A 20,642-nucleotide genomic window follows, 5' to 3' on the forward strand; every position below is an offset into this window, starting at 1 on the left:
ATCCAGTGGCTGACTGAACCACCGCTATCGCAGGCAAGCCAGCTCCCACATTTTTAAGCCGGTTTCTTCAGGAGGTTTTGCAGGGTTTGGGTGACACCGTTGTCACGCAAGCTCACAAAACACCGCTCAAAAGCTGCCACAAACTCAGGCGAATTGGGAATAGCCGTGCCGAAAATCTCTTCCACGCCCAACAGCCGTTTACTGATCAGCGCATCATCACTCACCAGCCCCTGGCAAAACGCCGCGCGCGGATCCGGGATCTTGTAGCTCACCCCATTCTCATCCACGCCCTTCAAATACAGAGCCCACGCCGCCACTACCAACGCCGCGCGTTCAGTTTCGCGCCCATCGGCAATCAAGCGGTTGATGGTCGGCACGGTGAACTTGGGAAACTTCGACGAGCCATCGGAACACACGCGTTCCAACTGGTCGGCAATTGCCTGGTTGGAGAAGCGGTCGACCAGCGTCTGTTTGTAGTCGGTCAAGTCGATGCCCGGCACTGGCGCCAGGTTGGGCGTGACGTCGAGGTCCATGTAGGCGCGCATATAGGCCACAAACACCGGGTCATTCATAGTGTCGTGAACAAACCGGTAACCCTTGATAAAACCCAGGTATGTCAGCGCCAGGTGGCTGCCGTTGAGCAGGCCGATTTTCATTTCTTCGTAGGGCGTTACGTCATCGGTGAATTGCACGCCGACCTTTTCCCAGGCCGGGCGACCATTCACGAACTTGTCTTCCAGCACCCACTGCACAAAGGGTTCGCAGACCACCGGCCAGGCGTCGTCGATGCCGTGTTCGTCGTGCAATTGCAGGCGGTGGGCGCTGCTGGTCATCGGCGTGATGCGGTCGACCATCGCGTTCGGGAAGCTTACGTTGGCCGCTATCCAGTCATGCAGCTCGGCATCTTGCAGGGCTGCAAATGCCAGGAGCGCCTTGCGCGTGACGGCGCCGTTGTGCGGCAGGTTATCGCAGGACATCACGGTAAATGCCGGCGTCCCGGCCGCGCGGCGTTTGCTCAGCGCGGCGCAGATAAAACCAAACACGGTGTTGGGGGCATCGGGGTGTGCCAGATCATGCTGGATCTGCGGCAGTTGAGCCATGAACTCGCCGTTACTGTCGTCGATGCAGTAGCCGCCTTCGGTGATGGTCAGCGAGACAATCCGAATGGCCGGGCTGGCCAGCTTGTCGATCAGCGCCTGGGCGCCGTCTTCGGCCAGCAGCATGTCACTGATCGAGCCAATGACGCGCACTTCGGTGTCGTCGGTGTCGCCCAGTTCATACAGGGTGAACAGGTAATCCTGGCCGGCCAGATCGTCGCGGGCCTTGCGGTCTTCGCTGCGCAGGCCGACGCCGCAGATGCTCCAGTCCAGGCCCTCGCCGGTGTTCATCAGCGCGTCGGTGTAATAGGCCTGGTGCGCCCGGTGAAAGCCGCCGACGCCAATATGCGCGATGCCCTGGCGGGTGTCGGCGATGGCATAGGCCGGCAGCTTCACTTCGGGCGCCAGCTGGGTGAGGTGCTGTTTATTCAGTTTCATCACAAAGTCTCGCGTAATCAGGCGGCAGCGCGCAGTGGACGGGCCACAGCCACGCCGTCGGAGTCGAACAGGTGGCAGTGCGCCGGGTCCAGGTGTAGTTGCAGCGTCTCGCCATATTGGCTGGCCATGTCGCCGCGAATCCGCATCGTCAACGGCTCGCCATTGGCGGTGATGACGTGGCAGAAGGTGTCGCTGCCCAGGCGCTCGCCGACATCGGCGGTAACGGTCAAGGCGGTTTGCCCAGGTGCGGCGATTTCCAGGTGTTCCGGACGAATGCCCAGGGTCACCGCGCTGCCCACGCTCAAGGTTGCGCCGCTCAACGGCAGGCTGATCGTCGTGCCGGCGTCCAGTTGCACGTCACAGCCCTGGCTTTCGATGCGGGTGACGCTGCCCTTGAGGAAGCCCATTTTCGGCGTACCCAGAAAGCCTGCCACGAACAGATTGGCGGGCTGGTGATACAGCTCCAGCGGCGAACCGACTTGCTCAACGCGGCCGCTGTTCAGCACCACCACTTTGTCGGCCAGGGTCATCGCTTCGACCTGGTCGTGGGTCACGTAGATCATGGTCGCTTGCAGTTCTTTGTGCAGGCGCGACAGTTCCAGGCGCATTTGCACACGCAGCGCGGCGTCGAGGTTGGACAGCGGTTCGTCGAACAGGAAGATCTTCGGGTTGCGCACAATCGCGCGGCCGATGGCAACACGCTGGCGCTGGCCACCGGAAAGCTGCTTGGGCTTGCGCTCCAGCAACGGACCGAGTTCCAGGATGCGCGCCGCTTCGTTGACCTTGCTTTCCACCAGCTTCTTGTCGACACCGGCCAGGTCCAGGGCAAACGACATGTTCTTGCGCACGCTCATGTGCGGGTACAGCGCATACGTCTGGAACACCATCGCCAGGTCACGCTTGGCCGGGGTGACTTCGGTGATATCGCGCCCGTCCAGTTCGATGGTGCCTTCGCTGACTTCTTCCAGGCCCGCGATGAGGCGCAGCAGGGTGGATTTACCGCAGCCCGAGGGGCCGACGAACACCACGAATTCCTTGTCGTTCACTTCCAGGTCGATGCCCTTGATGATCGAGAAACCTTCGAAGCCCTTTTGCAGATTCTTGATTTTCAGGTTGGCCATGGGATGGGCCTCCACGTTGAATTTTTTATAAGGAAGCCGTTATTTCACGGCGCCGAAGGACAAACCGCGCACCAGCTGTTTCTGGCTGATCCAGCCAAAAATCAGGATCGGCGCGCAGGCCAGGGTCGAGACGGCAGACAATTTGGCCCAGAACAAGCCTTCGGGGCTGGAGTAGGAGGCGATCAACGCGGTCAGCGGCGCAGCATTCGACGAGGTCAGGTTCAACGACCAGAACGCCTCGTTCCAGCACAGGATCAGCGACAGCAACACCGTGGAGGCCAGACCGCCTTTGGCGATTGGCAGCAGCACCCGGACCATTTCCTGCCACAGGGTGGCGCCATCCAGGCGGGCCGCTTCGAGGATGTCCTTGGGGATGTCCTTGAAGTAGGTGTAAACCATCCACACCACAATCGGCAGGTTGATGAGGGTGTAGATGATGATCAGCGCAATGCGCGTGTCCAGCAGGCCCATGCTTTTCGCCAACAGATAGATCGGCATCAGCACGCCCACGGGCGGCAGCATCTTGGTCGACAGCATCCACAGCAGCGTGCCCTTGGTGCGCTTGGTTTCGTAGAACGCCATGGAGTAGGCGGCGGGCACCGAAATCAACAGGCACAAGGCGGTGGCGCTGAACGAAATCACCACCGAGTTCCAGGCGTAGGCGAAGTAGTTGCTGCGCTCGTTGATGTGCAGGTAGTTCTCCAGCGTCGGCGTGAAGATGAACTGCGGCGGCGTGGCGAACGCGTCGATTTCGGTCTTGAAGCTGGTCAGCACCATCCAGAAGATCGGGAAGAAAATCAGGATCGCGATGGCCCAGGCCAGGGTGCCGAGCAATACGCTTTGCAGGCGGCGGGATTGTTGAAGCGTCATGGCGCGGCCCTCAAGGCTTGTCAGTCAGGTTTTTGCCGATCATCCGCACCAGGATGATCGCCGCGATATTGGCGATGACCACGGCAATCAAGCCGCCGGCCGAGGCCATGCCCACGTCGAACTGCACCAGCGCCTGGTTGTAGATCAGGTACGCGAGGTTGGTCGAGGCGTAGCCCGGGCCGCCGTTGGTGGTGGTGAAGATTTCGGCGAACACCGAAAGCAAAAAGATGGTTTCGATCATCACCACCACGGCAATCGGGCGCGCCAGGTGGGGCAGGGTGAGGTGCCAGAAAATCGCGATGGCGCCGGCACCGTCCAGGCGCGCAGCTTCCTTTTGTTCCTGGTCGAGAGACTGCATGGCGGTCATCAATAGCAGGATGGCGAAGGGCAGCCATTGCCACGACACAATGATGATGATCGACAGCAACGGGTAATGCGCCAGCCAGTCCACCGGCTCGGCGCCGAAAAACTTCCACACGGCGGCGAGAATCCCCGACACCGGGTGAAAAATCAGGTTTTTCCAGATCAGCGCACCGACGGTGGGCATGATGAAAAACGGTGAAATCAACAACACCCGAACGATCCCGCGGCCAAAGAACTCACTGGCCTCCAGCAACGCGCTGATCAACACGCCGAACACCACGCTGATCAGCAGCACGCTGCCCACCAGCAGCAAGGTATTGGTGGCGCCGGGCAGGAAGCCCGAATCGGTGATGAAGTAGGTGAAGTTCTCCAGCCCCACGAATTGGTTTTCGCCGGGGTAGAGCAGGTTGTAGCGGATCAGGGAGAAGTACAGGGTCATGCCCAGCGGCACGATCATCCACAGCAGCAGCAAGGCCACCGAGGGGCTGACGAGGAACCAGCCGGGGTTGGCCAGGCGGTTTTTGGGTGTTGTATTCATGGTATTCAAGGCCAGTCAGATGCGTACAGAATCTGCGTCAGAGCGCGGTCAGTGTGGGAGCTGGCTTGTGTGGGAGCTGGCTTGCCTGCGATGGCATCCACTCGGCTTAACTGACAGACCGAGGTGTCTGCATCGCAGGCAAGCCAGCTCCCACAAAAGCCCAGCTCTCACATTTTCAGTGGCGAGTCAGAGTTACTTGGGGTAACCCGCTCGCTTCATTTCGCGCTCGGTGGTGGTCTGCGCGGCGGCCAGGGCTTGATCCACGGTTTGCTGACCGGTCAGCGCGCCCGAGAAGAACTTGCCGACCTGGGTACCAATCGCCTGGAACTCAGGAATGGTCACCAACTGAATACCGATGTACGGCACCGGTTTGAGCGTCGGTTTGGTCGGGTCTGCGACTTTCAGCGATTCCAGGGTCACCTTGGCAAACGGCGCGGCTTTCATGTACTCGTCGCTGTAGGTCGACTTGCGCGTGCCTGGCGGGATGTTGGCGATACCGTCGGTCTTGGCCACCAGCTGGCTGTATTCCTTGGACGTCGCCCAGCTGGCGAACACCTTGGCGGCGTCCTTGGCTTTGGAACTGGTCGGGATCGCCAGGCTCCAGGAGTACAACCACGACGTGCCTTTGTCAGTCTTCTCGTGGGGGGCGAAGGTAAAACCGACGTGGTCGGAGACCTTGCTTTGGGTTTTGTCGGTCACGAACGAACCGGCGACGCTGGCATCCACCCAGATCGCGCACTTGCCGCTGTTGAACAGCGCAAGGTTTTCGTTGAAGCCGTTGCTGGAAGCACCCGGCGGGCCGGATTTCTTCATGTTGTCGACGTAGAAGTTCAGCGCGTCCTTCCACTCAGGGCCGTTGAATTCCGGTTGCCACTTCTCATCGAACCAGCGCGCACCGTAGCCGTTGGCCAGGGTGGTGATCAGCGCCATATTTTCACCCCAACCGGCTTTGCCCCGCAGGCACAGGCCGTATTGCTCTTTGGTTTTGTCGGTGAGTTTGGCCGCGTATTCGCCGATCTGGGTCCAGGTCGGGTGCTCAGGCATGGTCAGCCCGGCGTCCTTGAACAGGTCGGTGCGGTAATAGGTGATCGAGCTTTCGGCGTAGAACGGCAGGGCGTAGAGCGAACCTTTGACAGACAGGCCGTCACGCACTGAAGGGAATACGTCGTCGAGGTCGTAGGACGCCGGCAGGTCCTTCATCGGTTCCAGCCAGCCCTTGGCACCCCAAAGTGCAGCTTCGTACATGCCGATGGTCAGCACGTCGAACTGTCCGCCCTGGGTGGCGATGTCGGTGGTCAGGCGTTGGCGCAGCACGTTTTCTTCGAGTACCACCCAGTTCAGCTTGATCTCCGGATGCTCGGTCTCGAAGGTTTTCGAGAGCTTTTGCATGCGGATCATGTCGCTGTTGTTGACGGTGGCAATGGTAAGGGTTTGCGCGCCAAGGCTGACGGCGCTGAGGGTCATGCATGCTGTCATGCAAGAACAGGTAAGCAGAGCTTTTGCTGTGAACTTCATCGCGCACTCCTTTTCTGCGCCCAGGGGCTGCAGAAGGACAGTTATTGTTGTTGTGTCTTCCCACGGGCAGTCAGGAAGAGTGTGCGGTTGATTACAGCCTTGAAATGGGGATGTGACAAATCCTTGGGCGCACTGGGACTGATACTTTTTTGCACTCGGGCAGCGGTTGGCAGCAACCTTTATGTAAGGCTCAGGCGAAAATCGCGGTGATGCATCACCGTCGCTTTCGCCTGGCGTATCTGCAGGTTATAAGCGGTTATAGCCATGAGCGTACGGGGTTTTTGGCTGTACGATGAGCGTGTTCATCCAGTTTTTATCCAGGGGGCTCATTCGCTTGGCTCCCTCCGTTATGACTAATTTTTCACTGCCCCATTGAGCCATCACGTCTTTCAGTTTCTGTGTGTATTCGTGCGCGGGGCAAGCGATGTCTGACCATGGGTCGACGATCCAGGCATCCTTCCAGGCGGGGCCGGAGAAGTCGACCGTTCCTGCAGGAAGCTCGGTCGGGCCGCCTACCACCGTGAACGCGTGAGCGTCTGAGGCGGCCCATTCATAAGCACGGCCTCCGCTCTTCTTAATGGTTTCTTTTGCCACCAGCGCCATTTCTCCACAGTTACCGGCTCCCGTCTTCAAAACCATGTCGGCTCGATTCAATGCATGAGGCGCAACAGTGTTGCGTATCCACTGATTGGTCGTGTCTGCAGCTTGCGCTCGCGCCAAATCCGCCTTCGAAAGCACCTTATTGCCGGCACCCAGCCCCGTGGCTTTCATACTATGGTTAACGCTGGCTTTGGCCTGTTCTGCATAAAATCTGTTTTGCTGTGCTGCTGTCAGCGTTTCGAAGCCAGCAGGCTTGGTCAACGTGGTCACTCGGTTCGGCCTGAAGGCGATCCCCAGCTGGTTGATCGCTGTGCTCCGATGCAACTGATAGACCACTTCGCGCTGCTGTTCTTCGGTGAAGTTTTTGCAGTAAGTTCTGAGTTCATCCACCTCCTGTTTCGGGTAGCCCAAACGCTCCAGCTGTTCAAACGCGGACTTGAGTTTTGGCAAGGCGATGAAGTCGGCGTCAAAGGGTACCCTGGATGTACCCAGGCGCTTGATGAATGCATCTCTGTAGCTGTCCACCAGTGGCTTCTCAAGTGGCGATGCCGCTATAAATTTCAGTTCGCCGGTGGGCGCGTTGTTCAACTTCGCATAATAAAACCTGGCCGTATCCGCCTCTATCACCAGATACTTATCGGCGCTTCCGGCAATCGGGGATTTAACGATCACGCCTCTGATTTCGCGTTTGTCGTCGACCATGTCGCTGATGCTGTTGAGCTTGACCACGCGCGTCTCCTGCGCCAATGCATCACTGCCTTGCGCGCCGAAAAAGCCGAATTGTGGATCGTGTTTGATGCTGCCGCTGATTATCGTTTTGTACTTGATTGGCCTGACATCCGTCGTCGGCATCAACCGGGGCCCCGTTTCACCTTCGACCAATTTGAGAACACGGTTCTCGACAATGACAAATTGATCCTTTCTGAATAATTTCGGGGGCGAGGGAAACAGGCGTGCATGCTCAAGCGCTTGAAGTTCCTGGGCAAACTGCCCACTGGCGTTTGTGATGACCCTGGAGAAACACGTGTCTTCGGCCCCGCGTTTGACTCTGCCACCCATCGAAGGCACTGCGCAGAACGCTTCAAAACCCTCGAGAGGCTTAAAGTGGTCGGCCGATGCCAAGTCAGTCAGTACGCCAGGGGTGCGCGTGTCGTAACGGTAAACTTTGCCTTCATTGACCACGTCGAAGCCATGGCTACGGGGAATGGTATAGGCATCGGCAGCCAAGGACCTTTCAGTCACCAGCGCTTGAGTGCCATCTGCAAAGGTCTCCTGGCGCAGGGCTGATGAAGTCTGCGATACAAAACCTTCCAGCGCCGGCCCATAAGCCGCCTGTGTCTTAGCGTCAAAGGCGTACCAGTTGCCGTCCTGAAACACAGCGCTGATGTTCGCCTGCTGTGCACCTGCGCCAGTTATCGTGCCCTCCGCCCTGTTGGCGGGCGGGGTGATCGCGCTTGACGACTGCGCGCTGCCGGAACTCGTCAGGTCCGTGAGCGCAACGTTTTCAGCCTCTTTAGCCCCAAACTTTTCGATGAACCCGGCAGAGACCTTGGCGGCCGCCCAGGATGCGCCTGATTTTGCCAGGCCCCACAGCTTGCCCGCGCCCTCTGTGGCGGCGTAGATCGCGACATCAATGGCCAGATCAACACCGGCCTTGAGCAATTGGCCGTGATAAATATCCTCCAGGCTGCTGGCGCCCGGCAGGGCATGCCAGACTGCCTTGAAAAAGTCGCTGGGCTCTGTCGCGGTTTCAAGGGTATTGCTCGACGCGTTGCGGTGCAGGTTGAGAAACTGAGTTTTGTTCAGGTAAGTCGAGTCGACCATGGTTCTGGCCAATCGGTCTATCCGCCCCCGCGCGTAATGGGGGGAGAACGGGTCATTTTCCTTGTGCGCAAGGAATGATGTTTCCTGTGGCCAGGGTTCATCATTATCGTCGAGCAGGTGTTGGTCAGTGATGCTCAATACAACGTTGGATGTGACCCCCGCTTTGGGCTCGGCGCCATTCTTGAACGCCTCGGCATCGATCTCGAGGCTGACGTTTTTGCCGAGTGGGGTTGAGGGGGCTATGTCGGCAATCCGCACAATCCGGCCCCTTGCCGGGTAGACCGCAAAATCTCTCCTGACGCCCTTGTAGAACGACGTCATCACCATGCCGCTGCCGGCGCCCGCGACGTTCAGGAACTCCACGTCGCCATAAAGCACGCTCTTGCGCTCTTCTACCGGCAGGTTTGCGAGCATGTCTTTCATCAGCGTTACGGTGTGGCGCCTGCGCAGCTTGAAGTCTTGCTTGATGGCTTTGTCGAATGCATCGTTGATAACCGGAAAGTCGGGTTCTTTGGCTCTGTTACGCAGGCGATCGAAATCAACATGCTGGCCTTCCTGCAGCCATGACTCATCCAGCCTGCCGGCTTCATAGATTTCTGCGAGGCTGTAATGCCTACCGGTGATGACACCCCAGAGTTCGTTTTCCACCATGAACCGGGATTCATAATCAATGTTGGCGCCAAATTCTTCTCTTAAAACCTTAAGTGTCATGCTCCGTCGAGTGGGTGCTTCAACCGTGCTCAACCAGCTTACGCCCTCGGCGGTCGCCTGCGTCTGTGCCTGCAGTTTTACCTGGCTGTCTTTCAGCTGTTCTAACGTGTAGCTGTCCTTGTCGACGTCGTTGTTGAGGGCGGCCCAATCCAGCAGTGGGTTCATCTGCGCGTAACTCTTTATCTGCGCCTCAAGTGCTGAAATGGGTTGGATGGTGTTCTGATCCATGACCTGCCGGTAGGTCATGTTCGCGGTGGCGCCGGGGGCCGTCCATTCAATCCGGTTCACGGCTGCGGTAAAGCTGAACCACTCAGGGGAGCCGAGTGTTACGTGCTGGGGTACCTCTTTTACCAGCAGGTGTGGCGCCGTACCCGATATCAAAAATTGCGTGGCTGCGTGTGCAAGGTTTACCGGAATGCCTTTTTTCGCGATCAACTGCTGGGTTACCTGCTCACGAATGAAGTCGGTGCCATGCCCCGAGTACGCGGCGCCCGCCAGGTCAATGCCTGCGAGGGTCCTGTGCTGGGTGCCGGCCGTCGGGTCAAGCTCCAGCACCAGAGCGGTCAATAGCCACTGCTTGAGGCTGGTGGCGGTTGCGGCGCCCTTCATCTCGGTTTGCAGGTCTGTCCCGAATTTAAGGGCTTGCGGGGTGGAGATGAGTTGATCCAGCGCTTTGTCGGGGTCTTCACTGAGTTGCGCGACGTGTGTGCCGAGGTAGCTGAGCAGGCTGGAGTCAGGGGCGGTGCGTTTTACAAATGCGCTGACTTTGCTGCGTTGGTCGTTACTCAGAGGGATGTCGGTGGACAGGAAACCCCAGTGGTTGCCAAGCGCTGGCGACTTGGGAGTCGGTGTACGCAATGCCGCTATCAGGTTGTCGGACTCGACTTTCGACGTCGGTATGTACCAACCGTTTTCAGCCAGAAAAGCCCTTGCCTCCTTAACACCTTTGGGGTGGTGAGAGGAGTCCGGGTCGACGACAAAACGCATGGAGTCCGCACGGTCGTCTTTATCTATTTCGCCGTTTTCCAGGGTGCTGAGCAACGCATAACGGTCGTTGCTATCGCCCACTGCCATTATCCGCCGGTTCAGCTCATCGGCTGCCCGCGGTAGGTTTTCAGGCGTGCGCGGCAGTTGCTGAGTACGGCCTATGAGTTCCAGCTGTTTTGCGAACGCCGGGCTGCCGGGGTCGGTACTGATGCCGTAGAAATTGAACACCCATTGGAACGGCACGCTGTTGCCATCAGCGAGGTCGACCCTGATCGACTCTCCATTGGCAGAGAAGGGCGTTGCCGCAGCGCTCCTGTGCATCAACGCGTCGGCGTGCTCAGGGAATTTTTTTGCAATTTCGCGGGTTCTGGCATGTTGATCAGCATCATCACGTGGCGGGAGCCAGACCGCGCCGAGTGGGCTGAAGTTGTTTTTCCGGTAGAACTCTGCCATTCCGAGCGAGTTTGCGGCCTTTTTCAGGTAAGTCTTCTGAAGATCGAACAGGCTGGACGGGGTTGACTGCATCACTGTCGACGCGGCCCTGGACGGATCGGCCTTAAGCTCAAGCATGGTTCGATGCACGGCGATCGCCATTTCTGATTCGGCGCGCGCCATAACGTCTTCGCGGGTTTCTACGCTTTGTTCGGTGAAGTCTGGGTTGGCCTCGACAGCGGCCGCCAGGCGTTCCAAGGGCGAGAGCGAAACAGGCTTGTCCAGTTGCACAATCGTGGCCTGTTGGCGTTGGCGCACGGTTGCGGATTCGGGGTCGCTGGAACCCGTGTCGATCAAGGCCTTGAAAGCGTTGTTTTGGTTTATTTCGACTACCCGGCTCAGGGTGGCAATGAGCTGGCGTTGTTGCCTGTTCTGTTGTCCTGTGTTCTGTTGGTGGGACGGCGCCTCGTTGTAAAAACTCATGACTTCATACAGGGGCGCGGACGTGCTGCGGGGGTATTTGACGAGCCCGTCATCGCCTGTGGGCATCTGTTGCGCCGCGTCCTTAATCTCGGCCCAGGCATCGGCCCACCCGGATACATCGTTCAAGGTGAACGTGGTGTTCACACCTCTCACGGTACCCGCCAACTCACCGCTCACCGGGTTAATAGCGATGCTGGTGGGGGCCAGGTCGTTCTCTTGCGCAAAGGTTGTAAAAGCACTGCCGTTGAGCGCGCTCAGGAAGTTTTTGCGCACCAGGTTGAAGGTTGAATACTCGGGAATGTTTTCCAGAACCACCGACGTCTCGTATTGACGGGTTTCTGGAACCAGTTTCATCAGCCCCTGGCTGACCTTCTGCGCCAGCGCCTGATCGGCTTGCTGAACCTTTTGCTGCATCGTGGAAGGCGTAAACCGTTCAACGATGCTTGTCAGCGCTTGGGAGGGTAAATCCACAATGCGCTGGATGGCCTCCCGTTGTCGCTGCTTGATAGGCGCGTCGATTGGGTTGGCGCTGCCTAACGCCCTGAAGCGCCCATCGCTCAACAGTTGCGCGGCGGTGGACAGCGTGTCGTTGCTATTGATGTTGCCCAGTTGCAAACCATAGAAATGCGCAATGGCGCTGGCCGGCGCTTGCTCTCGCCCAAAGAACCGCAGTTCTTTGGGCGGCGCTCCCGTCAGCTTCTTTACAACGGCTAAAACGGCCGCTGAGGCGGCGGACCATTCGGGGTCATCGTGCGAGAAGCTACTGACCAGGGCGCCGTGTTCTTTTTCACTCAAATCGCCGTTGGCGGCAAAGATCAGGTTTGACGTTTCGATCAACCTGGCTTCGGCAAACGATTTGAAAGGCTCCGATTCCAATGCATCGGCCAGCTCCGACCAGCGCTGGCCGAACGCAGAGTGTGGCGGCACGGCAACGTTCTCTTGCGCATCGCTGGAGCGCCCGGTTTCGCTGGCGAGCCTTTGGCGGATCAAACTGTTGCCAACACCCACGGCAAGTTCGCTGTCCCCCTGTTCAACCAGGGCCTCGGCAAACCGACGGATTGCCGCATCGCGTGGCGCGGCCGCCAGCTGCGTATTCTGCAAATCCCGGCGTGAGCGTGACAGCACAGGGCGAACGTACGATTGGCTCGCCGGCGTGCTTTCGAGGGGTTCCGGATTCGGCTGGGCGTTGGCTATTTGCGGCGTACGGTTGCTTGTCTCGGCGGAGCGCGGGAGTGCGGCGTGAAGGGGGGACGGTCGAACGTTGATCATGGAGTTGCCCTTTGCCAGTCAGTCAGAAATAGCATCGGTCAACGTCGGACTGCCCACGTGTGATGCTTGCTTTGAGTGACAGAGCGCTCGATCAGGTTCCTTTGGTCAGGTAAGAAACGCAGCCGTCTTACGCGTATTTTTTTCCAATATGTTTCGCTGGCCCGCTCAAGCCAGGTTTTGTTCCGTCAGCCGCTGCACCGCCAGGCGCCGGTGGGCAGGTTTTCAGGCGTTGTATGCATGGTATTCAAGGCCAGTCAGATGCGCACAGAATCTGCGTCGGAGCGCGGTCAATGTGGGAGCTGGCTTGCCTGCGATGGAATCACCTCGGCGTTACTGAAACACCGAGTTGTTTGTAGCGCAGGCAAGCTCTCACAAAAGCCCAGTTCCTGTATTTATTGCGCTGTCAATCGTCGGCGAAGTCGAATACATCTCGGATCTGCGCGGTGCTGAACACGCCTTTGCCCGTGCCTTCAATCAACTTGAATGTGCCGTCCGGGTTGATATTAACCCCTAGCGAGCTGGCGATCGTGGTCTCTACGCCAGGTTTTCTGAGGAGGGCCAGCAGCGGTTTTTTCCCCTGGTATTCTTGCCCCAATACAGCCCCCATGCCTGTCGCAGATTGTGATTCGATACCGCCTACGAATATCACCTTGCCGCCACCTGCCAGTGAGTCATTTAGTGTTTGCAGTAGCTGATAAGAGTCTTTATCAAATAAACCAAACTCCAGATTGCTGCCGGTCAGGTGCATCAGTGTACGTTTCTGATAAACCCCGTCCTTCAGGTCAGTCAGCACCGCCAGTGCGGAGCAGTCTGTAAGGCTGCGAGTCGACAGCACTGAGTGCGCGTCTTCAGCGGTGTGCGAGTAACCCATCAATACTTCAACTGGCTTTGCAGGCGCAGGCTTGATCTTCGGTGTTCCAAAGGTACGCGGTTGATAATCGACTTTGGTTCTATAGATCACCGGCTTTTCATCACTGCCGATATTGAGCTCGATCTCCGTGCCGGTATCTTTGAAGATATTGAACTTGATATCCCGGCCAGCAAGCTTGCGGTTCAGTTCTGCTTCAGCCATGCGTTGGATCTCACGGTCGCTGAGAGCTGTATAGTTTTTGCGGTAACGTGCCAAGGCGTCTTCGTAGAGCTTGAATGGGTCTTCATCGCCAACGCCCAGGTAGTCTGTAATGATTTCCTGATCAAAACCCTTTACGCGCGCACCTGTAAGTGCGCTGAGTTTCGCCGCGAGAGACTGTTCACCGCCGTTGCCGGAGTAGCAGGCTAATAACCGCACATCGCTATAGTCCCGGATGTCTATGCCGCGCGCCAACAATTCCCGGTCAATGTCTTCTGCCTCGTAATGCTTGCCATCTTCTCCAAAGATGTGTGCCGCTTGCTCACCTATGGGTTTTTCACCGTGGCCCATGATGTTGAGGCGTTGCTTGCCGTTGTAGGTGTCCAGAAAGACTTGAACGTCGCCGGCAAGCGGTTTGATATCCGCCGGACCTCCCAGGGCAATGCGGTTATTGGACGCTGGAGTGGGCGTTGCCACCTCTTCCACCAACAGGCTGCCGCCGGTTGCCGGTCTTGGTGAAAGGGTTGTGGAGGGTTCGGGTAATGACCGCGCCTTGAAATGGATCAACAACGTCGCAAGGTTGACCAACAGATCTGTCAGCGCCGCCTCTTTGCCTGTCGAACGCTCATCGTCCAGAACCTCCAGGTCGTGGATGATGCCCTCAGCCTGCAGCAGCAAGCCGAGCACGGCGCCAGGGCCGCGCAGCACTGGCAGCAGCGCATTGAGTAGCAGCAAACCCCCCGTCTTGAGGGACGCCCAGCGGCTTTGCGCATCGGATGTCGATTGTTGGTCGGCCAGGGTAATCAAGCTGTTCGCGTTGGCTTCGTACAGGTATTCCATCAGTTTGCCCTCCTGCAGTGTTTGCTGCAGGCGGGAGTCCACGGCCAAGGGAACTGTCTCGTTGAGGGTGACGGACCCCAGGTTGAGCCCGAATATCACCAGGTTGGGGTGTTTAAAACCGTTACCGCTGTAGAGCTTTCGCGTATTTTCGTCAGGTAACCAGGCCAGGGTATCGTTTTGCAGCTTGCCTGGCGTCTGGATGGCTTCCAGCAGAGCCTCGCGAGTAGGAAACTGCAGAAGCGGGGCATCCGGAATCAGCGGGCGATACAAAATATGCGGGCCGGTTGTGCTGTCTTTGGGTTCGATCAGGTAAGCCCCTTCAACCACATCGGTTTTGCCATTGGGCTTATTATCGAAAGCCAATGGCCGTATGACGATTTCTTTCCCGTCTACGGACTTGGAGCCTGGCCCCGGCTTGAGTATTTCCTGGATATACCGGAACCCTGTGTTGTTGAAACCGGCTTTTCCCTTGATGCCAAGTTCCAGCGCTTTGAGCTGCAGCTCGATGGGCACTTGCTGGGCAAACAGTGATCGGCGTTCGGCCATTTTGGCCGGGTCGTCGAGTAGTTTTTCCTTGAGTAATGCGGGGTAGGTTTTGCCGATATCAAGGTCGCTCACCAGTTGCTTGAGCACGCCCTCTTTCTCAAGTGCTGGCACCCGGACTTTGACTTCTGCGCCGTTCTCATCGTTGAAACCTGACTTGAAAAAAACTTCGATCTGACCATTAGGCAGCCCCGACAGGTTATTGAGTAGCATGTCAGCCAGGCTCATGGTTTGGCGATCGATAAAGCCGGAGCCCAGCGTCCCGTAAGGTACTTTGAAGACCACCTCCAGGTTCTCGGCGGCGTACTGCGTCAGCTTTTTATTGTCGGGCAACAGGTTGAACTGCTGTTGCGCAAACGTACGGATGTCTTTGATGTCGCTGTTGTACGCACGGCCCTTGTTACGTTGTATGAAGCTTGCCAGCCCCTGGCTGAGCTCATGCATCACAAAACGTTCGGCTTCGCCGGCATTACTCATCCAGTCGGGCAGCTTGATTGTTACTGGCGTCGGGTTCTCTGCGCCAATCGATGGTGGCGGGTTGAACAGGCTGTCGCCTTGATGCTGTTTGATGAGGGTTTGGGCCTGGGTGTCGAACATATTAGCGGTGAGTTCCTGCCGGATGTGTCCTAACTTTTCTACGTCATCCCAGGAGTCATAAGCGCTGATTTTTCCACTGGGCTCCACTACCAAGAGGATGTTGCGGTTTGATTGCGCCAGGTATCGATGAATCAACATGTTCGGGGTTGAATCGCCCAATGAATAGACGGTAACACCCGATGAATTAGGGTCGAGTGGCGCGGGCCGCGTCGATCCTTCGGGATGCCTCACGACACTGTCCACGGTTATACGTTGCTCGTCATCCAAACCGGTTTGTTTCAGGCTGGCCAGTTGCAGGTTGCTGCGCAGCATATGGCTGATCAACGCAAGACGGCTGTCGCTGAAGACGCTGTCGGCATTGGTCGGACTGCTGAACGCCTGTTTGCTCCAATAGTCTCGCGAATCAGCCTCGTAAGCTGTGTTCAGACGCAACGGCAACGCACCTATGACACCGCTTAGCGCTGACACATCGAGAGCGAGTGGGGTGTCGGCAGCGTTGCCCGTGCGGGCCAGTAAATCAGGGCGCGTGTCAAAAGCCCTGTCGGTGCCGGTGAAGTTCGGGGCCTCACTGCCGGCCAGGTAGCCCAGGGCAAGCGCCATCAATTGTGTTCGCTTAACGCTTCCAGGGTTGTCCGGGTCGGGTGTTTCAATGGCGATCTGGTTAACGTCGACGTCCAGTGAAGGGGCGGCCTGCTTTATCCGCTCGCTGAGCAATCGTGCGACCACCGAGTACACGTTGGGCTCACCGGCAAACTGACGGCGTGCAATAGCGGCCATCGGGTCGAGGACGGGGCGGGTCTTTTCAGTCGGCGGTGCAGCCGCTTCAGGTTCAGTTGTGCTTGGGTTCGCGAGCGTCTGGATGGCGGCGCGTTGCCGTTGCTGGACCGCGTGGGAACGTTTGTCTGTTGGCGGGGTGTCTTTGCTCAATGCGCGAAAGCCGTTGCGAGTGAGTGTTGAGGTGTGTGTGAGCACGCCCACCAAGGTTTCGTTATTGCCCGGCTCGGCGTAAAACCGGGTTATCCAGGCGAGGCTGATCTGCGCGTCTTTGCCTGGCGGCACCTTCGTGTTGCGCAGGGTTTGCCCCAGGGTTGAGTGTTCAGGTATCTCAGACATTGCAAAACCGGTGCGCGGGCCTTTGCCGTAACGTGCCATTTCGGGCCTGAGGCTTAACATGGCACTGCTGCACATTCTGGCCAGTTCCCGATCAGCGTCCTCAACCCATTGCGTGGGCTTGCGTTGCGAAGGGGAGAGAAGCGCGGGGTTCAAGGCGATTTCCCCGGCAAAATTTTCTATCGCTTCCCGTTGTTGTTCTCGGATGTGCGAATACGCCGGACGGTTGAAATCGGGTGCCTTGGAGTCAGGCTCACGCAACGCATTGAAGGAGTGGTGGTCTTGCTGTTCGGTGATCAAACGGAAGATGTCCGCTGGTATGTCGCCTGGGCGTACGCCGTAGAAGGTGCCTATTACCTCGGCAGTGGCACGGCTTGCGCCGGTATATTCGAGCGGGCCAAGCCGCGAGGAGAACGCATGCGCGGCGGCGCTAACCGCTGCAGTGGCCTGTTCATAGCCCGTATCGTAGATGCTGAACGTGGCGCGCTTGCCGTTTGCAACACAATCCATAGCCCATCCTGACTGAGTGTTCAGCTTGAGGGTTGACGTATCAATCTTGTGTTTACTGGCGAAACTTGCAAAAGGTTCGCTTTGAATCGCATGGGTGAGCTGAGCCCAGGCTCTACCGAACGTTGAGGTGGAAGGAATATCGGAAATAACCGGGCTTTGCAGCGGGGACTTCCTCCCGGCGGGATCGGCAATGAGCTGATTCATCAATGCAGCGCTATGCAGGGAGGAGAGGGCAGCATCGCCTGCTCTGATGAGAGCCGTTGCGGCTTTTTTGGTCTCCAGATCCACCACTGTGCTGCTACGTTTAGTCCGTGCATGAACAGCCGAGGCTATTTCGGATTTAGTTTGAAGGGCGTATGCAGAAGGGGGGAGCGGGCTCCAGCGTAATGGCTCGATTCTCATGAGAGCATTTTCCTAAGGCGTGCGACAGCTGACGTGTCCGCAGTCGTTATCGAGTGCGAAGATCGCGGATAAGCCTCGTGGAAACTTATCTTTTAACCGTAGGACTATTGGTCGTGAGGGGGGCAGGCGTTCACTTCAACCTGTTGCAGCGTGTTAGCCGCGCCAGGCCGCTGTGCATGAGTGGGCATGGCAGGCGTACACCTAGGCCAAATTCTGCTCGGTCAAACGCTGTACCGCCAGGCGGCGATAATGTGAGGGGGTCATGCCCTTGAGCTGCTGAAAGCGTCGGTTGAAGTTGGAGATGTTGTTAAAGCCTGACTCGAAACACACATCTGTCACCGCCTTATCGCCGTCGGCCAGCAACTCGCACGACTTGCTGATCCGCAGCCGATTAACAAACTCGATAAACGTTCGCCCGGTCGCCTGCTTGAACACCCGCGAAAAGTAGGTAGGTTTCATCCCCAAATACTCCGCCACTTCCTCCAGCGACAACTCCCGCGCGTAATGCGCAAAGATGTAATCCACCGCCCGGTTAGTCCGATCAATGCTGTGTTCATCCGCCAGCTGCGGTGTGGTCACGCCCGACAGCAATTGGTAGTCCTCACACGCACTGAGCACTTCCAGCAAGATAAAGAAGTGCCCCAGCCGCGCCATGCCCTGGGCGTCCTCTATGCGTTGCATCAAGGTCATCGCCTGGGCAATCGTGCGTTTGCAGCGAAACTCGATCCCGTACTGCGCCCGCTCCAGCAACGGCGCCAGTGTCTTGAGTTCAGTAAAAATCTGGCTGCCGCCCTCGAACAACTCATCGGTGAAGTTCACCAACATGTCGCGCTTGGGCACCACCTCGTCTTCCTCCACCTGGCTGATCCAGTTGTGGGGCAGGTTGGGGCCGGTGAGGAACAGGCTTTCCGGGTAAAAGTTGCCGATGTAGTCGCCGATAAACACCTTGCCGGAGCTGGCAACGATCAGGTGCAGCTCGTATTCCTTGTGGAAATGCCAGCGCACCAAAGGGCAGGGGAAGCCGTGCTGACGATAGATGATGGACAGGCCGTTATGGTCGTCCATCAGCTCGTAGGAAGGGTCGGTGATTCGCGTTGCTCGGGTCATGCTGCCGTCGCTTTATTGTGGTTGCTGCAAGGGATAATGCCCCCTTGCGCGCAACCTCGCCAGCAGCGGTGTTTAAACCACGCGGTTTTTTGCCTCGATCCACTGCGACATGTACTGCGTACTTTTATGCGCATGGTGGCGCAACATGCCGCCAGTGAAGTTGCGGCGGCGATGGGCATCCAGGTCGCTGCGGCAACGTTCCAGGCAGTCCACCAGCGCCGGGCCGTGAATGGCGTAAGCATAGCGACGGGCGAGCAACTGGCGGCCGTCTTCCTGGGCCTGGGTCCAGCGCTCGCGGTCCAGATACAGCGACACGGCAGCGGCAGCCAGGGCGGCGGCCGAATTTTCGATCACGCCCGGCCATGGCTGCTCATCGCCCATGGCCTCGGCGCCGATGGGTGTGGTGATGTTCGGCGTGCCACACAGCATCGCATCCGCCAGTTTGCCCTTGATCCCGGCGCCAAAGCGCAGGGGCGCCAGGCAGATACGCGCGGCCGACATCACTTGCAGCGCGTCTTCGGCCCAGTTCATCACGTGAAAACCTTGCGCGGCATTGTGCAGCGCGGTGGCCTTGGGTGGCGTGTAGGAACCGTAGATATGCAGCTGCGCCCCCGGCAATTGCTGGCGGATCAACGGCCACAGGCGGTTCTTCATCCACAGCACCGCGTCCCAGTTCGGCGCGTGACGGAAATTGCCGATACTCAGGAAATGCGCGCGGTCTTCATAGGGTGTGAACGGCTCGCCTGGCGGCGCGAGCATCAACGGGCACCAATGGAGCAGGGCGGACGGCACGTGGAACTGCTCGGTGAGCAGGCGCATTTCGACGTCGGAAATCATCAGGCTGATATCACAGCGGTAAATCGCCGCAATCTCGCGCTTGGCCAAGTCAGTGTCGGCCATCAACAGGAATTCTTCTTCAAGCGCCGGGTTAAACAGCGCGGTGAAGTCGTCGCTGTCGGGATGGGCCTTGAGGTGGTCCTTGAAACGCTGGTGACGTGCGTCGCGCAGGCTTTGCAGGTCGGAGGTTTCCAGCACGCGCAGGGCATTGGGGCAGCATTTTTCCACACGCCAGCCAAACTGTTCTTCCATCATGAAACGGTCGAACAACACGATATCCGGGGCCAGTTCGCGGATAAAGTCATCGAAACTGCTGCTATTGAGCTCAATTGCGCATTCAGCGATATCCAGTGCCGCCAAGTCCGCCTTGTGCTCGCCCACGGTGGCCGGGCTGCTGAAGGTGATGTGCCAGCCCTGGTCCAGAAAACTTTGCAATATCTGCATCATGTGCCCGCCAGCCGCCGAGGAGCGGGGCTCCGGCCAGACGTAACCGATGACCAGGACTTGGGTGGCGGGCTGATTCATCAACGGCGGTTTCCTCGAGCGGGGGCGAAAAGCGCGCAATTAAACCATAGCCGCTCTGAATAGGCCGCTGGCATGACAATTTGCGCGCGAGGATAGGTAGCCACGGCAGTTTGTGGTTAACTTCGGCCTCTCGAATTCGTTTCAATAAACCCAGCATAAGGATTCTGTTCATGGCTCAAGTTACCCTCCGTGGCAACCCAATTAAGGTTGAAGGCGAGCTGCCGCAAACCGGTACCCAGGCTCCAGACTTCACCTTGACCGCCGGCGATCTGTCGGACGCAACCCTGGCCACTTTCGCCGGCAAGCGCAAAGTGCTGAACATCTTCCCAAGCGTTGACACCCCAACCTGCGCCACCTCGGTGCGCAAGTTCAACGCCCAGGCCAACGAGCTGAACAACGCGGTGGTGCTGTGCATCTCCAGCGACCTGCCGTTTGCCCAGGCACGCTTCTGCGGCGCCGAAGGCCTGGAAAACGTGAAAAGCCTGTCGGATTTCCGCGACCCGGGTTTCGCCGTTGACTACGGCGTGTCGATCACCGAAGGCCCGCTGCGTGCCCTGACCGCCCGTGCCGTTGTGGTACTGGACGAGAACAACAACGTGTTGCACAGCGAACTGGTCAGCGAAATCGGCCAAGAGCCTAACTACGAAGCAGCCCTGGCTGTTTTGAAGTAACTGTTTCAACGCATTACTGTCGTTTGGCAGTAACACGTGTGATGCATGATTGCGGCCTGGCCTAGTCCAGGCCGTTTTTATTGGTTGCTCAAACGCTTAGCGAAATAGCGAACGGACTAAGGTCAGAAGTTAAAAGTTGTAAGCCCAAGGTAAATAGCCGGTAAAGGCGCTTTTCTTAATGCG

The 20,642-nt window shown here is 58.0% G+C and carries 10 protein-coding genes; 1 reads left to right on the forward strand and 9 read right to left on the reverse strand.

The features are described from left to right. Window positions 1-53 precede the first annotated feature (53 nt). From ACP7A2_RS22980 to ACP7A2_RS23020, 9 genes are all read right to left on the reverse strand, one after another. Complete coding sequence (locus tag ACP7A2_RS22980; RefSeq protein WP_426136083.1) at window positions 54-1,535, reverse strand: mannitol dehydrogenase family protein; 1,482 nt, start codon at window positions 1,533-1,535, stop codon at window positions 54-56. A 17-nt stretch (window positions 1,536-1,552) separates the two neighbouring features. Further along, window positions 1,553-2,656 carry an ABC transporter ATP-binding protein gene (locus ACP7A2_RS22985; protein ID WP_426136084.1) on the reverse strand — a complete coding sequence of 368 codons (1,104 nt, stop codon included), beginning with the start codon at window positions 2,654-2,656 and terminating at the stop codon, window positions 1,553-1,555. A gap of 39 nt (window positions 2,657-2,695) precedes the next feature. Beyond that, window positions 2,696-3,526, reverse strand: coding sequence for a carbohydrate ABC transporter permease (locus ACP7A2_RS22990; RefSeq protein ID WP_375070480.1), 831 nt, complete (start codon window positions 3,524-3,526; stop codon window positions 2,696-2,698). Between the two features lie 10 nt (window positions 3,527-3,536). Then, on the reverse strand, window positions 3,537-4,427 hold the full coding sequence (locus ACP7A2_RS22995; protein WP_375070477.1) for a carbohydrate ABC transporter permease: 891 nt from the start codon (window positions 4,425-4,427) through the stop codon (window positions 3,537-3,539). Between the two features lie 192 nt (window positions 4,428-4,619). Further along, window positions 4,620-5,942: an ABC transporter substrate-binding protein gene (locus tag ACP7A2_RS23000; RefSeq protein ID WP_348059646.1), complete on the reverse strand. Its 1,323-nt coding sequence runs from the start codon at window positions 5,940-5,942 to the stop codon at window positions 4,620-4,622. 246 nt (window positions 5,943-6,188) lie between these two features. Continuing rightward, complete coding sequence (locus ACP7A2_RS23005) at window positions 6,189-12,248, reverse strand: hypothetical protein (protein WP_426136085.1); 6,060 nt, start codon at window positions 12,246-12,248, stop codon at window positions 6,189-6,191. Between the two features lie 403 nt (window positions 12,249-12,651). Then, entirely contained in the window at window positions 12,652-17,205 is a 4,554-nt protein-coding gene (locus ACP7A2_RS23010; RefSeq protein ID WP_426136086.1) for a dermonecrotic toxin domain-containing protein, read from the reverse strand. Between the two features lie 315 nt (window positions 17,206-17,520). Beyond that, entirely contained in the window at window positions 17,521-18,426 is a 906-nt protein-coding gene (locus tag ACP7A2_RS23015) for an AraC family transcriptional regulator (RefSeq protein ID WP_348059639.1), read from the reverse strand. Window positions 18,427-18,498: 72 nt separating this feature from the next. After that, complete coding sequence (locus ACP7A2_RS23020) at window positions 18,499-19,788, reverse strand: glycosyltransferase (RefSeq protein WP_426136087.1); 1,290 nt, start codon at window positions 19,786-19,788, stop codon at window positions 18,499-18,501. Between the two features lie 170 nt (window positions 19,789-19,958). Here ACP7A2_RS23020 and tpx point away from each other — a divergent pair, with 170 nt between their 5' ends. Beyond that, a complete protein-coding gene (tpx, locus tag ACP7A2_RS23025; RefSeq protein ID WP_426136088.1) occupies window positions 19,959-20,459 on the forward strand; it encodes a thiol peroxidase in 501 nt (166 codons plus the stop codon). Window positions 20,460-20,642 lie beyond the last annotated feature (183 nt).

It is taken from the genome of Pseudomonas sp. PWP3-1b2, from assembly GCF_049896045.1.
Lineage (GTDB): Bacteria > Pseudomonadota > Gammaproteobacteria > Pseudomonadales > Pseudomonadaceae > Aquipseudomonas > Aquipseudomonas antarctica_B.